Origin of the sequence: Lichenicoccus roseus (genome assembly GCF_005844085.1) — a bacterium.
Classification (GTDB): Bacteria; Pseudomonadota; Alphaproteobacteria; order Acetobacterales; family Acetobacteraceae; genus Lichenicoccus; species Lichenicoccus roseus.
In genome coordinates this window covers 170,901-185,832 of sequence record NZ_VCDI01000004.1, presented here as the reverse complement: position 1 = coordinate 185,832, position 14,932 = coordinate 170,901, and the positions used below count along the sequence as shown (strand labels likewise).

Sequence of the window (14,932 nt, the reverse complement as noted above, 5' to 3'; positions counted from 1 at the left end):
ACGACATGCGTCCGCAGCAGGCTATCCCGGTCGCCGAGGTGGCCTCCGGCAAGGGGAAGCAGGACGAGAACTTTCCGGTCGGCTCGCTGCTGCTCGACCGCCGCCACCGGCCGCACGTGCATGCCTACTATGGTTTCGCCCGAGCCATCGACGACATCGCCGACAACAGCCTGCTGTCGCCGGAGGCCAAGGTCGCGCGCCTCGATGCGATGGAGGCGGCCGTCCTCGGTCGTTTCGGGGGCGAGGCGGCGAGTGCGGGCGAGCTGGCGCATGCGGTGCGCCTGCGGGCCTCGCTGGCGCTGACCGGGGTGCCGGCCACCACGGCGACCGACCTGATCGTGGCGTTCCGGCGGGATGCGGTGCAGCCGCGCACGCCCGACTGGGACGATCTCCTGCTGTATTGTCGCTACTCCGCCAATCCGGTCGGACGCTACCTGCTGGCGCTGCACGGCGAGAGCGAGGCCACCGCGCCGGCATCCGATGCGCTGTGCACCGCGCTCCAGGTGCTCAACCATCTGCAGGACTGCGCCGACGATCTCGCGACGCTGGATCGCTGCTACATCCCGCAGGACTGGCTGGCGCAGGCCGGGCTGGACGAGACGGCGCTGCGCGCTTCGGCGGCGGGGCCCGCCCTGCGCCGGATCCTGGACCGGCTGCTTGACGAGGTGGACGCGCTGAACCGCCTCGCCGCCACCCTGCCCGGCCAGGTGGTGGACCGGCGCATGCGGCTGGAGGCGGCGGTGATCGTCGGGCTGTCGCACCGGCTGGCGACGCGGCTGCGTCGCGAGGACCCGCTGGCCGGACGGGTGAAGCTGCGCCGCAACGATGTCGCCGGCAGCCTGCTCGGCGCGGCACGCGCCTGGAGGCGATGATGGCGGCGAACCGATCCTCGCGGCGCCGGGGTCCGGCGCTCGGCTGCGATCCGGCCGATCTCGCCCTGGTGGAAGCCATCGTGACGCGGTCCGGCACCTCGTTCGCGCGCGGCATGAAGGTGCTGCCGCCGGACCGGCGCTACGCCATGTTCGCGATCTATGCCTTCTGCCGGCTGGTCGACGACGTCGCCGACGAGGAGGCCCCGTTCGAGGACAAGCTGCCGCGCCTGCGCGAGTGGCGCGGCCGCATCGCCGGTCTGTACGAGGGCTGCACCGGCGACGGGCTCGACCGCGTGCTGCTGGCCGCGATCAGGCGCTACCGCCTGCGCCACGAGGATTTCGAGGCGGTCATCGACGGCATGCAGATGGATGCCGAGCAGGTCATCCTGGCGCCCGCCGAGGCCGAGCTGGACGTCTATATCGACCGGGTGGCAAGCGCGGTGGGGCGATTGTCGGTGCGTGCCTTCGGCGACAGCTCGCCGGCCGCCGACCAGGTCGCGCATCATCTCGGCCGGGCGCTGCAGATCACCAACATCCTGCGCGACATCGACGAGGATGCGGAACGCGGGCGGCTCTATCTGCCGGCCGAGCGGTTGCAGGCGGCAGGTGTCCCGCTGGCGCTGCCGGCGGCGCTGGGGGCGCCGGGCCTGGAGACCGCCTGTCGCGGCATGGCGGCGCTGGCGCACTACCATTTTGCCCAGGCGCGCAGCGCCATGCGCCGGTGCAGGCGGCGGCCGATGCGTCCGGCCCGGCTGATGGCCGCCAGCTACGCCGCGATTCTGGCCACCCAGGAGCGGGCCGGCTGGCAGCCACCACGCCAGCGCATCAAGGTGCCGCGCTGGCGCAAGGCGCTGATCGCGGCAAGGGCGCTGTCGCCGGTATGAAGGCTGTCTGACATGAGTGGCTGCGTGCATGTCGTCGGCGGCGGCCTCGCCGGGCTGTCTGCGGCGCTGGAGGCACTCGCGACCGGCCGTCGCGTGGTGCTGTACGAGGCAGGGCCGGCGTGCGGCGGCCGCGCGCGTTCATACGAGGACCGCCAGCTCGGCTGCCGGATCGACAACGGCAACCACCTGCTGCTGTCGGCGAACCACGCGACCTTCGACTATCTCGACCGCATCGGCGCCCGCGACACGCTGGCCGGCCCGGGCGTGCCGATGTTCCCGTTCTCCGACATCAGGAGCGACCTGCACTGGACCCTGCGGCTGTCGCGCGGGCGCATCCCGTGGTGGGTGCTCGACCGCGCGCGCCGGGTGCCGGGGATGCGGCTGCGCGAGCTGCTGGGCCTGGTCCGCATGCTGCGCGCCGGCGAGGGCACCACGGTGTCCGACTGCCTGCTGCCGGGAATGCTTGCCGACCGGCTGATGGTGCCGCTGTCGATCGCGGTGCTGAACACCCAGCCCGAAGCCGGCAGCGCCATGCTGATGGCGGCGATGATGCGCGAAAGCCTGACCCTTGGCGGCGAGGCCTGCGTGCCGTGGTTTCCCCGCCTCGGCCTCTCGGAGAGCCTGGTCGATCCCGCGCTGGCGCATCTCGCGGCTGGTGGCGCGCTGGTCCGCACCGGCAGCCGCGTCTCCGGTCTGGTCACCGACGGGCGCGGCCGGGTATCGGAGCTGGTACTCCCGGAAGGTCCCGGGCGGCTCGGCGAGGATGACCAGGTGGTGCTGGCGGTGACCGCGCCGGTGGCGGCCGAACTGCTGGCCGGGCCGCTGCCGGGGCAGGCGGTGCCGGACCAGTTCGAGAGCATCCTCAACCTGCACTACCGGATCGCGCTGCAGGACCGCATCGGCGGCGACCTCGGACGGGCTGGCTTCGCGGGCATCGTCGGCGGCATCGCCGAGTGGGTGTTCGTGAAGGCGGACGTGGTCTCGGTGACCATCAGCGCCGCCAACCATCTGGCCGGCCGCGACTCCGTGTCGGTTGCGGCACAGGTCTGGGACGAGATAGTCCGGGTGCTGCGACCGGCGCTGCGTCCATCCATCCAGGCGAAAACGCAACGAGGCAGCGCGCCGGTCGTCCTGCCCTCGGCGCCACCCCCGAACCGTGTGCTGCGGGAAAAGCGGGCGACGTTCGCGGCGACCACGGCGCAGCAGCGGCTGCGGCCCGGAAGTCGCACTGATTTAAGGAATCTCGTCCTGGCGGGCGACTGGACCGACACAGGGTTGCCCGCAACCATCGAAGGTGCAATCAGATCCGGCAAGAGTGCCATCCGCGCGTTGGCCGGATCTTGAAAGCCGGGTATCTAACCAGAACGGAGCGAATGCATTTGTCCAGGTCGCCCTTCTCTCGCAGTCCGACCGGGCCATGCTGACAACACCGGATGCCGCACTCTCCGACGTCGCCCTCGATGGCGCGATCGTTGCCGCCCAGTCGGCCCTCGCCGGCATGCAGAGCGCCGATGGCCACTGGGTGTTCGAACTCGAGGCGGATGCCACCATCCCCGCCGAATACGTCCTGCTCGAACACTATCTCGACCGGATCGACGCGCCGTTGCAGACCCGCATCGGCCGCTACCTGCGCCGCATCCAGGGCACGCATGGCGGCTGGCCGCTCTATCACGATGGCAAGATCGATCTCTCCGCCAGCGTGAAGGCCTATTTCGCGCTCAAGGCGATCGGCGACGATGTCGACGCACCGCACATGCGGGCGGCCCGTGAGGCGATCCTGGCGCTGGGCGGCGCGGAGCGGGCCAACGTGTTCTGCCGCTTCCAGCTCGCGCTGTTCGGCGAGATCCCGTGGCACGGCACGCCGATCATGCCGGTCGAGCTGATGCTGCTGCCGCGCTGGTTCTTCTTCAATATCTGGAACATGTCGTACTGGTCGCGCACCGTGACCTGCCCGCTGCTGGTGCTGGCGGCGCTGCGGCCGCGGGCGCGCAACCCGCGGGGCATCCATGTCCGCGAGCTGTTCCGGACGCCGCCGGAGCAGGTACGGCAATGGACCCGTGGGCCGTTCCGCTCGATCTGGGGCCGGGTGTTCAAGCATGTCGACGATGCCCTGCGGCTGGTCGATCCGCTGACGCCGCAGATCCTGCGCCGCCATGCCGTCAGGCGCGCGGTTGCCTTCGTCGAGCAGCGGCTGAACGGCGAGGACGGGCTGGGCGCGATCTATCCGGCGATGGCCAACAGCGTGATGATGTACGACGCGCTCGGCGTGCCCCCCGACCATGCGGGTGCGGCAATCGCCTGGCGCTCGGTGCGCAACCTGCTGGTCGACCATGGCGAGGAGAGCTACTGCCAGCCCTGCGTCTCACCGATCTGGGATACCGGGCTCGCCGGCCATGCGATGATCGAGGCCGCCAGCGGGCTGTCCAGCCTGCCGCGCGCCGAGAGCCAGGCGGCGACCGGCGAGCGCCTGGCCACCGCCGGGGCATGGCTGCGCGAGCGCCAGGTGCTGGACGTGAAGGGTGACTGGGCGGTGCAGCGGCCGGACCTCGCGCCCGGTGGCTGGGCCTTCCAGTATCGCAACGACTACTATCCCGACGTCGACGACACCGCCGTGGTCGGCATGCTGCTGCATCGCCAGGACGAGGCCGCCAACTCCGGGGCCATCGAACGCGCGCGTGCCTGGGTGGTCGGCATGCAGAGCAGCAACGGCGGCTGGGGCGCCTTCGACGTCGACAACAACCACGACATCCTCAACCACATCCCGTTCGCCGACCATGGCGCGCTGCTCGATCCGCCGACCGCCGACGTCGCGGCGCGCTGCATCTCGTTCCTGGCGCAACTCGGGCACGCCTCCGACCGGCCGGTGATCCAGCGCGGCATCGACTTCCTCCGGCGCGAGCAGGAGCGCAACGGCAGCTGGTTCGGCCGCTGGGGCACCAACTACATCTATGGCACGTGGTCGGTGCTGTGCGCGCTCAACGCCGCCGGGGTGCCGCGCTCGGACCCGATGATGCGCCGCGCGGTAAGCTGGCTGCTCTCGGTGCAGCGCGACGAGGGCGGCTGGGGCGAGGATTGCGCCAGCTTCGAGGGTGCCCCGCCCGGCCGCTACAACCAGAGCCTGCCGTCGCAGACCGCCTGGGCGCTACTCGGCCTGATGGCGGCGGGCGAACGCGACCATCCGGCGGTGGCGCGCGGCATCGCCTGGCTGACGGCGGCGCAGGACGGTGACGGCGAGTGGCGCGAGCTGCCCTACAATGCGGTCGGCTTCCCAAAGGTGTTCTACCTCCGCTACCACGGCTACCGGATGTTCTTCCCGCTGATGGCGCTCGCGCGTTATCGCAACCTGGGCCAGGGGAACAGCCGGCGTGTCCAGTTCGGCTTCTGACCGCATCGGCTTCCTCGTCGGCCTGAGCGCCGAGGCCCGCCTGTTGCGGCCGCTCGGCGCCGGCGTGGCGGTCGAGGTCAGCGGTGCGACCGCGCAGGGCGCCCAGGCCGCCGTGGTTCGCCTGATCGCCGCCGGTGCCGGTGCCCTGGTCAGCTTCGGCATCGCCGCCGGCCTCGACCCCGACCTGCGACCGGGAACCGTGCTGGTGCCTTCACGCATCGTCGTGCCGGGTGCCGGCGGCATGACCGACTACTTCACCAACCTCGCGCTCTGCGCCCGCCTCGGCGGGGTGACGCGCGGCGCCCTGCTGCACAGCGACAGTGCGGTCGATACGCCGGACGAAAAGCGCGCGCGGTTCGAGGCCAGCCAATGCGTCGCCCTCGACATGGAGAGCGGCATCCTGGCCGAAGCGGCGTCGCGGGCCGGACTACCGTTCGCGGCCTTGCGCGCGGTGTGCGATCCGGCGGGCTCCGGGCTGCCTCCCGCCGCATTGGTCGCGCTGGGATCGGACGGCAGGATGCTGCCGGGGGCGATCGCCCGCTCGCTGCTGCGCCGTCCGTACCAGGTGCCGGCGCTGGTCGGGCTGGGTTATCACGCTGCGCTGGCCCGCCGCGCGCTCAAGGCGCGCATTCCGCACATACGCATCGCCTGACATCGCAGGCCGGCGGCGCCCGGGCCGCCGTCTGTTGCAACATCCCATCGCGGCTGTCGTAACGTGCTACCAACGATCCCTTCGTGCCTGCGGCAGGATGGGACCAGCGTGACATGGCGAAGTCGGCGACGATACGGCCAGGTCCGACCCTGCCGGGCACGATGCAGCCCTTCATGGGCATGTTCGAGGCGCTGGCGGATCGCGAGGCGCGTGGCTGGGCGATCGACACGCGGCCGAACGCGCAGGCGGTGCGGCTGCACGTGCTGGTCGACCGCCAGGAGGTCGACACCATCTTCTGCGACCGTCGGCGCGACGACGTGCAGGCGGCGCTGGGTCATCCGCACGGACGGCTCGGCTTTCTGTTCAAGGTGCCGGACCGGTTCGTCGATGGCGAGGTGCATGCGCTGGCTTTCCGGTTCGCGGATCGCAGCGTGGTGCCGTTCATGGACCCGGCGACGTCGGAGGAGCCCGCGGAGGAGCTCGAATTCATCCTGCACCGGCGCTACGACTTCGCCAGCTTCATCGACGGCATGAAGCAGGGCGCCTTGCGCGGCTGGGTGCAGCGCATCGACCCGGACACCCGGGAACGCGTCGGCGGCTGCCGGATCCTGCTCACCGCGAACGGCGCCCCCGTCGCCCAGGCGAGGGCCGACCGCTATCGCGGCGACGTGGCGGCCGCCCTCGGCGGCGACCCGAACTGTGGCTTCGAGATCGTCCTGCCGCCGCGGTTGCGGCGCGGCGGTGCGCAGACGCTACGCTTCATGGTGACGCCGGACGAGCACGAGCTGTCCGGCAGCCCGCTGACGACGCTCCTGGTCGACGATGCGCTGGAGGCGCGGCTGCTCGGCATGCAGGACATCGTGGACCGGCTGTATGGCGAGATCGTCCAGCTGCGCACCAGCATCGCCGACGTCATGCCGACGCCGAGCCATTCGCTCGGCGACTACGATCGCTGGGCGCGGCACTACTACGTGCTGCTGCGTGGCCGCGCCGGCGGCATCCTAGACGTCACCGACGAGGCCGCGCCACTCGTCAGCATCCTCTGCCCGACCTGGCGGCCGCTGCTGTCGGATTTCGAGGCCGCGGTAGGCTCGGTGCTGGCGCAGACCTGGCGCCACTGGGAGCTGATCATCATCGACGATGGTGGCGGGGCGGTGGAAATCACCGCCCGCATCGAAGCCTGGTGCAAGGCCGACAGCCGGATCCGCTGCATCGTGCTGCCGGCGAACCTGGGCATCAGCGCCGCGACCAATGCCGGGCTGGAGGCGGCGCGTGGCGAGTATGTCGCGTTCTTCGACCATGACGACCTGCTGGTGGATGTCGCCATCGAGGTGATGGTGGCGGCGGCCGCGGCGACCGGCGCGCAGGTGCTGTATTCGGACGAGGACAAGATCGATCAGGCGGGCTACTTCCTCGAGCCGAACCTGAAGCCCGACTGGAACTACCGCTACCTGCTGGGCTGCAACTACGTCTGCCACCTGCTGTTCGTCCGCACCGCGACGCTGCGCGCGGTCGGGCCGTTGCGGGCGGAGTACGACGGCGCGCAGGACCACGACCTGATCCTGCGCCTGGCCGAGGCGGTGCCGGCGTCCGGCTTCCACCATGTCCCCGAGATCCTCTACCACTGGCGCAAGACGCCGAACTCGACGGCGGTGGATGTCTCCAAGAAGGGCTACGCGATCGAGGCCGGCATACGCTGCGTGTCGGACCACCTGAAGCGGCGCGGCATCGCGGCGACGGTACGGTCGATCCGCGGCCTCACGCTGTACGGCATCGAATGGCTCGAGGCAGCACGGCCCTCGGTCGCCATCATCGTTCCCTACAAGGACCAGATCCAGACGACCCGGCGCTGCATCGAGGCGCTGCTGGCGCATACCGACTACGGCAACTTCGAGATCATCCTGGTCGACAACTGGTCGGTGACCCGGGAGGCGATCGAGTTCCGCCACCGCCTGTCGCGCCACAGCCGGGTCAGGTTCATCACCGTGGAGGAGGAGTTCAACTTCTCCCGCCTGAACAACATCGCGGCGGCGCAGTCGGACGCGGACTTCCTGGTGTTCATGAACAACGATGTCTTCGTGAGCGATCCGTCCTGGCTCGCCACCATCGTCGCGGAGGCGCAGGCCCTGCCGGAGGTCGCCATCGTCGGCGGCAAGTTCCTGTATCCCAACGGCACCATCCAGCACGCCGGCGTGGTGGTGGGGCCGGACGGCGTCGCCTCCCACGCGCATCGTGGCCTGCCGGCGACCGAATACGGCTATATCGGCCGCGCGATGCTCAGCCACGAGGTCAGCGCGGTGACCGCGGCCGGCATGCTGATACGCGCATCGGTATTCCGCGAGGTCGGCGGCTTCGACGAGGGGCAGCTCAAGATAGCGTACAACGACGTGGATCTCTGCCTGAAGGTGCGCATGGCCGGCTACCGGGTGATCTGGTGCGCCGAATTCGTGGCGGCCCACCACGAGAGCCTGTCGCGCGGCAGCGACGACCAGCCGGCGAACGAGGCACGCTTCTTCCACGAGACCCAGCTCATGCTCGCCCGCTGGGGCAACGTGCCGGACTTCCGGCACGACCCGTTCTACAGCCGGTTCTTTACCGTGCAGCGCCAGAATTTCTTCGATCTCGTGGACCCGGCGTCGCTGGCTACGACAGCGTGAGCCGGGCGGTCCCACCGTTGGTGTTATAGCAGGGATCCGATGCAACCAGGGTCGATATGGCGCGCTGCACAAGCGTCCCGGGATAGCCCGGGCGACCTGCTCATCGCCGGCCTCCAGTCGCGATAAGGTCTGGTCTAAGAGCCTCGTTTTCATTATGCTATCGCAAAGATAAAGCTTATGGAGCGAGTGATGCGGCAGGCCATGCCGGGCATAGTTGTCCTGCTGCTGGCCGGCCACGGGGCCCAGGCTGCAAGCTATCGCGTGGTGTCCCCGGTCTACGCCTGCATCGACCGGCATGCCGCAGTGGTTCTCGGCGATGCTGGGCCCGGCGACGTGCTGGCATCCCCGCGCAACATGGCGATCAGGCGGCAGGGCCACTGCCTTTCGATCGTGCCGGGCGCTCGCTGGGAGCGCATCCTCTCGACCGGCGGCCTGGTGCTGCTGCGCCGCGCTCCGCCTGTGCCGGGGCTGCCGCCGTTGTATTTCCGCGCGGACGCGGTGGCGGAGGTTACCGATAACGGATTTGCTGATCCCTCCTCTCCAGGTGGCCCTGCACCGGATGGCAATGTCCCGGCGGCAGATCCTGGCCACGGCCTTGCGGCATCGTCAGCATCCGGCGCGACCGTAGCCGCGTCGGAACCGCCGATCGTCACCGAGCCGCTGCTGCCGCCAGCGCCATTGCCCACGAACCTGGCGCTGACCGCACCGCAGGCCGAGACCGATCAATCGTTGACCGCAGTGACAACGAACTCGGTCAATCTCGCGAAGGCCATGCAGCAAGGCTACGTCGTAGGCTTCCTGGCCGCGATGCTGCTGCTGGCGCTGGTGGTGGCGGTGCTGGCCGTCGTGGCGTGGACGCTGCTGCGCAATGCCCGGGCGGCGCGGGATGCAGGCTTCATCGGCGTCGACCGCGACGGGGCTGGCGGTCTTTCGCCGATACTGGCCGGCGGCCCGGGGGGCGGGTCTTCCGGTGGATCGTCGCGAATTCGGCGTCTGGTGATGACCGACGAACGCCGCAAGGAAGCACCGGTAGAGGTCATCGACGCTTCCGGCTCGCAATCGATGCAGACCACGCCGCCGCCCGCGACACACCGGTCGGCGCTGCCGCCGTTGGTGCCGCCGCCGCCGAGGGATCCTTCCGGCTACCGGGCCCACTGCATCGCCCTGCTCGAGGCAGCCGGCTGGCGGACCACCCTGCGGCCGGTTGGCAGCCAGCCGATGCCGGACCTGGTCGCCGAGCGGGATGGCAGGGTGCTGACGCTGCTTTGCCTGCCCGCTGAGCCGGCGGTCGACGAGGACAGTATCGAGCTCGCCTGCGTGGGGCGTGACCGCCGGCAGGCAGATATGGCGGCGATCGTCTCGAACGCCTCCTTCACGGCGGCGTCCAAGCTGCTGGCGACGCAGACCGGCATCGTCCTGCTGCACGAGGACGAACTTGCCGCTTTCGCGGCGTAGGTCCCCGTCTACTTTATCGCGGCATCCTTCACGACCGGCAGCCAGACCGCGCTCGCCGCATCCGGGGCGTGCTGCACGGTGATGGTGGCAGCCCGGTAGTCCGACGGCTTCGCCTCGAACATGCTGGCGACGTAGGTCTGCGGGTTGCGGTCGTAGAGCGGGAACAGCGTCGATTGCAGCTGCACCATGATCCGGTGCCCCGGCAGGATCGTGTAGTTCACGTTCGGCAAGGTGAAGCGGTAGTGCTGCGGCTGTCCGGCCACGATCGGCGACGGTGTCGTGAAGCCGTGTGCGTAGCGGCCGCGCAGGATGTCGGTGCCGATCGGCAGCTCGTAGCCGCCCATCCCCGGCTGGGCGCGCACCTGGCCCGGAAAAACGTCGATCAGCTTGACCACGACGTCGGTGTCGGTCCCGGTGGTGCTCTCGACGATATCGGCGATCGGCGCACCCGCCAGCTTGATTGGCTTGTCGAGCACCGCGCTCCGGTAGGTCAGCACGTCCGGACGGCCATCGACGAAGCGCTGGTCGTGCACCAGCCAGGTCCGCCACGCCGCGCGGTCGTCGAAACGGGCCGGCCTCGGCTCGAACGGCACCGGCCTGGCGGGATCCGACACGTAGCTGTCCGAGCCGGCGGCGGCGGGCTTGTGGAACGAGAGCGCATACCCGTCGCGCAGGTAGAGCGGCGTGCTGGCCTGTGCCGCCGGCCAGTCCGGGTATGACTGCCAGTGGTTCAGGGCGGGCTCGTAGAAGTTCACCCGTGGCAGGTTCGCAGGCGGCCCGTCCTGCAGGTGTTCTCGGAAGAACGGCAGCACCATGTCGCGCCGGAACTGCTGCGCGGTGTCGCCTTGCCAGAGCAGCGGCCCCAACGAGCGCCCGTCTGCGCCGACCTGGCTGTGGAACCAGGGTCCGATGACCAGCCAGTTGTTGCCCTCGTGACCGGCCCGCTTGAGCGCCGCGAAGGAGTGGTTGGCGCCCCACATGTCCTCCTGGTCCCACATGCCCTGTTCCCACATCGTGGGCACGTCCGACGGATGCTGCGCCACCAGCCTGTCCAGCGCCTGGTCCTGCCAGAAGCTGTCGTAGGCCGGGTGCGCCTGCAGCTTGCGCGACCAGCCGAGCTGGTCGAGGCCGGCCGCGTTCGCATAGGCGCCGACGGCGCCGGCTTCGAGGAAGGTGGTGTAGTCGTCGTACTGCGCGCGCGGCACGCCGTCGCCGTCGCCCTTCTGTTCGGTCTGCTCGGCGATGTAGTCGTAGTTCGGCACCCGGAATGCGCCGTAGTGGAACCAGTCGTCGCCCATCCAGCCATCGACCATCGGGCTCTCCGGCACCGCGGCCTTCAGCGCCGGATGCGGATGCAGCAGCGCCATCACCACGGTCCAGCCTTCGTACGACGACCCGATCATGCCGACGCGGCCGTTGCTCTGCGGGACGTGCTTGACCAGCCAGTCGATGGTGTCCCAGGCGTCGGTGGTGTCGTCGGTCGCCGACGCGTTCAGCGGGCCGCGCGGCGGCCGGGTCATCTCGTAGACACCCTGCGAGCGATACTTCCCGCGAACGTCCTGATACACGCGTATGTAGCCGGCCTGAGCCAGCTCCTCGTCGCCCCGGCGCAGCACCTCGGTCATCAACGGCGAATCGCTGTCGGCGGCCGCCTTGTGGGCATCGTACGGCGTGCGGGTGAGCACGATCGGGGCGCCCTGCGCGGCCTTCGGTATCACGATCACCGTGTAGAGCCTGACGCCGTCGCGCATCGGGATCATCTCGATCCGCCGCACATAGTCGTCCTGCGCCACCGGCCTTGCGAAGTGATCCGGGATGTCCCCCGGCGGACCCTGGTTGGGCGGGGCCTGGGCCAGAGCCACGGCGTTGCATGAGGCGAGCAAGGCGGTCAGCGCGACCCAGGCGGGTTTTCTCATCCGCCGTGCTTAATCGACAGGCCGCGCGGATGCCAGATGTCGCCGCCGGGCGGGGTCAGGCGCCCTCGATCAGTGCGCGTATCCGGCCGGCCAGCGTCTTCATCGTGAAGGGCTTGGTCAGCAGATGCATGCCCGGCTCCAGCTGGCCGTCGCCGATCACCGCGGTCTCGGCATAGCCGGTGATGAACAGCACCTTGAGACCGGGCCGCAGCATGCGGGCGGCATCCGCCACCTGGCGGCCGTTCATGCCGTTCGGCAGCCCTACATCCGACACCAGGAGGTCGATGCGCGCGCCTGATTCCAGGATGCGAAGCGCCCCGGCGCCATCCTCCGCCTCGAGGGCTCGGTAGCCGAGTTCCAGCAGCACATCGGCCACCAGCATGCGCACGGTCGGCTCGTCATCGACCACCAGCACGGTCTCCCCATCGACGGCACGCGGCGCCTGGCTGGGGGCCGTTGCGTCGCCGGCGGCCTCGCCCGACGCCTTCCCCCGGTGTCGGGGCAGGTAGAGGGAGACTGTGGTGCCCTGTCCGGGTGACGATGCGATCCGCACCTGACCCCCGGACTGCCGCGCGAAGCCGTAGATCATCGACAGGCCGAGGCCGGTCCCCATGCCGATCGGCTTGGTGGTGAAGAACGGATCGAAGGCGCGGGCGCTGACCTCGGCGGACATGCCGGTGCCGGTATCGGTGACGCGCAGCATCACGTAGTCACCCGCGGAGAGCTCGCGCTCGCGCGCGGTACGGCGGTCGACCACGCAGTTGGCGGTCTGGATCGTCAGCCGGCCGCCCTCGGGCATCGCATCGCGCGCGTTCAGGCAGAGGTTCAGCAGCGCGTTCTCCAGCTGCGGCGGATCCACCAGGGTGTTCCACAGCCCCTCGGCGGCCACCGTATCGAGCGTCACCGACGGCCCGACGGTGCGTCGCACCAGCTCCTCCATGTCCGCCACCAGGCGGTTGACGTCGGTAGGCTTGGGGTCGAGCGTCTGCCGCCGCGAGAAGGCCAGCAGCCGGTGGGTCAGTGCCGCCGCGCGATCGGCCGCCCGCATCGCGGCGGCGATGAAGCGTTCGGTCTCGCCATGACGACCCTGCGCGATCCTGGCCCGCAGCAGTTCCAGGCTGCCGGTGATGCCGGTCAGCAGGTTGTTGAAATCGTGTGCGAGGCCGCCGGTCAGCTGGCCGACCGCCTCCATCTTCTGCGACTGCCTGAGCTGCTCCTCGGCCGCCAGGCGCTGGGTGGTCTCGAACGCCTCGGAGATCAGCCCGATGACCGCGCCGGTCAGCGTGCGCACCGGGCGCAGCGAGAAGTCGAAGGCGCGCCGTCCGGTCGGCAGGTTCACCACGAAGGCGCCGAACGAGGTCTCGCCGGCGGCGGCGCGACGGACCGCATCCTGCACCATGGCCGGCACGCCGGGCGTGGCGCTGAACCATGGCGTATCCCAGAACGGCTGCCCGACCACCGTCTCGAGCCGGCCCTCGATGGCGGCGAGGGCCGCCGGATTGACGTCGAGCAGGGTCCCGTCCGGCTCCAGGTAGCCCTGCAGCACGAAGCTCGTCTCGAAGGCGGTGCGCAGCCGCTTGGTGCTGATCTCGAGCGCCGCCAGCGCCTCGCGCAGCTGGTTGGAGCGCTCGTCGACCTGCGCCTCCAGCGTCTGGTTCATGCGTTCCAGCTCGTCCTGCGCCCTGGCGCGCTCGACGGCATCCCAGATGCGCGCGGCGACATCCTCGACCAGCTCGATCTCGGAGTGCGTCCAGGCGCGTGGCACCCGGTGATGGAGATAGAGCACGGCGTGCAGGCGGCCGGCGCGCACCAGCGGCACCCCGAGGCTTGCCGCAATGCCCAGCGCTCCAAGGCCGAGGCCGGCGGTGTCCGAACTGGCCTCCACATCGGCGTAGGCGGCGGTACGGCCCGATCGCAGCCTGGCGATCTGGCCGGCACCGAAGGCGTCGAGCGGATACGTCGCCGCAAGCGGCACGACGTGGTCGACATACGCGGTCTCCAGCGTCACCTGCCGCCCGTCGGTATCGATCAGACCGTAGCCGACGCGGCTGAGTGCGAGATGCCGCCCGATCGCGTCCACCGCGGCCTGCATCGCGGCGCGCGGATCACCCTGCCGGCGCAGGGTGTCGTTGAGGGCGAGCAGGAAGCCCTGGCGGCGCTGGGCGTGGCGGAGCGTGGCGTCGGCGCGCACGCGATCGGTGACGTCGTAGCCGCCGACGAAGATGCCGACGACGGCATCGGCCTCGTCGCGTATCGGCTGGTAGATCAGGTCGACGAAGCGCTCGGCGCCGTCGGCGGCGAGCCGGATCGGCAGCGCGCGGGCCACGAACGGCTGGCCGCTGGCGAACACCCGGTCGAGCTCGTCGAAATGGCCCGGCGTGCGCAGCTCGGAGAACACCTCGCGGATCGGCCGCCCGATGAAGTCGCGCCGGCCGGCGATCGCGACATAGGCGTCGTTGACGTAGTCGTAGACGTGCGATGGACCGGCCAGCAGGGCGACGAAGCCGGGCATCTGCTGCAGCAGCAGGCGCTGGCGCTCGCGTTCGCCGGCCAGGCGGCGTTGCGCCTGCACCTGCCTGGTGGTCTCGGTGCAGGCGCAGAACATCCCCGCCACCGTCCCGTCGGGGTCGCGCACCGGCGTGTAGCTGAAGGCGAAGTGTGTCTCCTCGGCATAGCCGTGGCGATGCATGGTGAGCTGGATGTCGTCGGAGTAGGTCGGCTCGCCGGCATAGGCGCGGTCTAGGATCGGACCGATCTCGTCCATGATGTCGTGCCAGACCACGTCGAAGCGCGACCCGAGCGAGGCGGGATGGCGCGAGCCGCAGATCTGCGCGTAGCTGTCGTTGTACAGCATGATGCGGTCCGGACCCCACGCCACGAACATCGGCTGGTGGGAGCCGAGCATCACCGCAACCAGGGTCTGCAGCGCCGCGGACCAGCCCGAAGGCACGCCGAGCGGGGTCGCGGACCAGTCGATCCCCCGCATGCGGGCTCCGGCTTCGCCACCACCTGCGAGGAAGGCGGCGGGATCCTCGTGGTGAACATGGTCCATGGCGAGCCCGTCCGTCGGCACCGCGTCCAGGCGGCGGCCTCGTTTCTGCAGCGACACTT

General features: G+C 70.1%; 9 protein-coding genes. 7 read left to right on the top strand and 2 right to left on the bottom strand.

All coding sequences use genetic code 11. The features are described from left to right. The first annotated feature begins 5 nt into the window (after positions 1-5). The 7 genes from hpnC (at position 6) to FE263_RS13200 (ending at position 9,905) form a co-directional block, all read left to right on the top strand. Positions 6-872: a squalene synthase HpnC gene (gene hpnC / locus FE263_RS13230; RefSeq protein WP_408886193.1), complete on the top strand. Its 867-nt coding sequence runs from the start codon at positions 6-8 to the stop codon at positions 870-872. Next, positions 872-1,756, top strand: coding sequence for a presqualene diphosphate synthase HpnD (hpnD, locus tag FE263_RS13225; protein ID WP_138326487.1), 885 nt, complete (start codon positions 872-874; stop codon positions 1,754-1,756). Before hpnC ends, hpnD begins: the two co-directional genes overlap by 1 nt. Positions 1,757-1,768: 12 nt before the next feature. Further along, positions 1,769-3,100, top strand: a complete 1,332-nt coding sequence (gene hpnE / locus FE263_RS13220) for a hydroxysqualene dehydroxylase HpnE (protein WP_138326486.1) — start codon at positions 1,769-1,771, stop codon at positions 3,098-3,100. 73 nt (positions 3,101-3,173) lie between these two features. Continuing rightward, complete coding sequence (gene shc / locus FE263_RS13215; protein WP_138326485.1) at positions 3,174-5,141, top strand: squalene--hopene cyclase; 1,968 nt, start codon at positions 3,174-3,176, stop codon at positions 5,139-5,141. Next, positions 5,122-5,793, top strand: a complete 672-nt coding sequence (locus FE263_RS13210) for a phosphorylase family protein (protein ID WP_138326484.1) — start codon at positions 5,122-5,124, stop codon at positions 5,791-5,793. The genes shc and FE263_RS13210 overlap by 20 nt, the downstream gene beginning before the upstream one ends. Positions 5,794-5,906: 113 nt before the next feature. Then, positions 5,907-8,450 (top strand): glycosyltransferase family 2 protein, encoded by a 2,544-nt coding sequence (locus FE263_RS13205; RefSeq protein ID WP_240759526.1) that lies wholly within the window; start codon positions 5,907-5,909, stop codon positions 8,448-8,450. Positions 8,451-8,639: 189 nt separating this feature from the next. Further along, positions 8,640-9,905, top strand: coding sequence for a hypothetical protein (locus tag FE263_RS13200; protein WP_138326483.1), 1,266 nt, complete (start codon positions 8,640-8,642; stop codon positions 9,903-9,905). A gap of 8 nt (positions 9,906-9,913) precedes the next feature. Here the strand turns inward: FE263_RS13200 and FE263_RS13195 are convergent, their stop codons facing one another. Together FE263_RS13195 and FE263_RS13190 are read right to left on the bottom strand one after the other, a co-directional pair. Beyond that, entirely contained in the window at positions 9,914-11,821 is a 1,908-nt protein-coding gene (locus FE263_RS13195) for a CocE/NonD family hydrolase (RefSeq protein WP_138326482.1), read from the bottom strand. A 55-nt stretch (positions 11,822-11,876) separates the two neighbouring features. Continuing rightward, positions 11,877-14,873, bottom strand: coding sequence for a PAS domain-containing protein (locus FE263_RS13190; protein WP_138326481.1), 2,997 nt, complete (start codon positions 14,871-14,873; stop codon positions 11,877-11,879). Between the last annotated feature and the right edge of the window lie 59 nt (positions 14,874-14,932).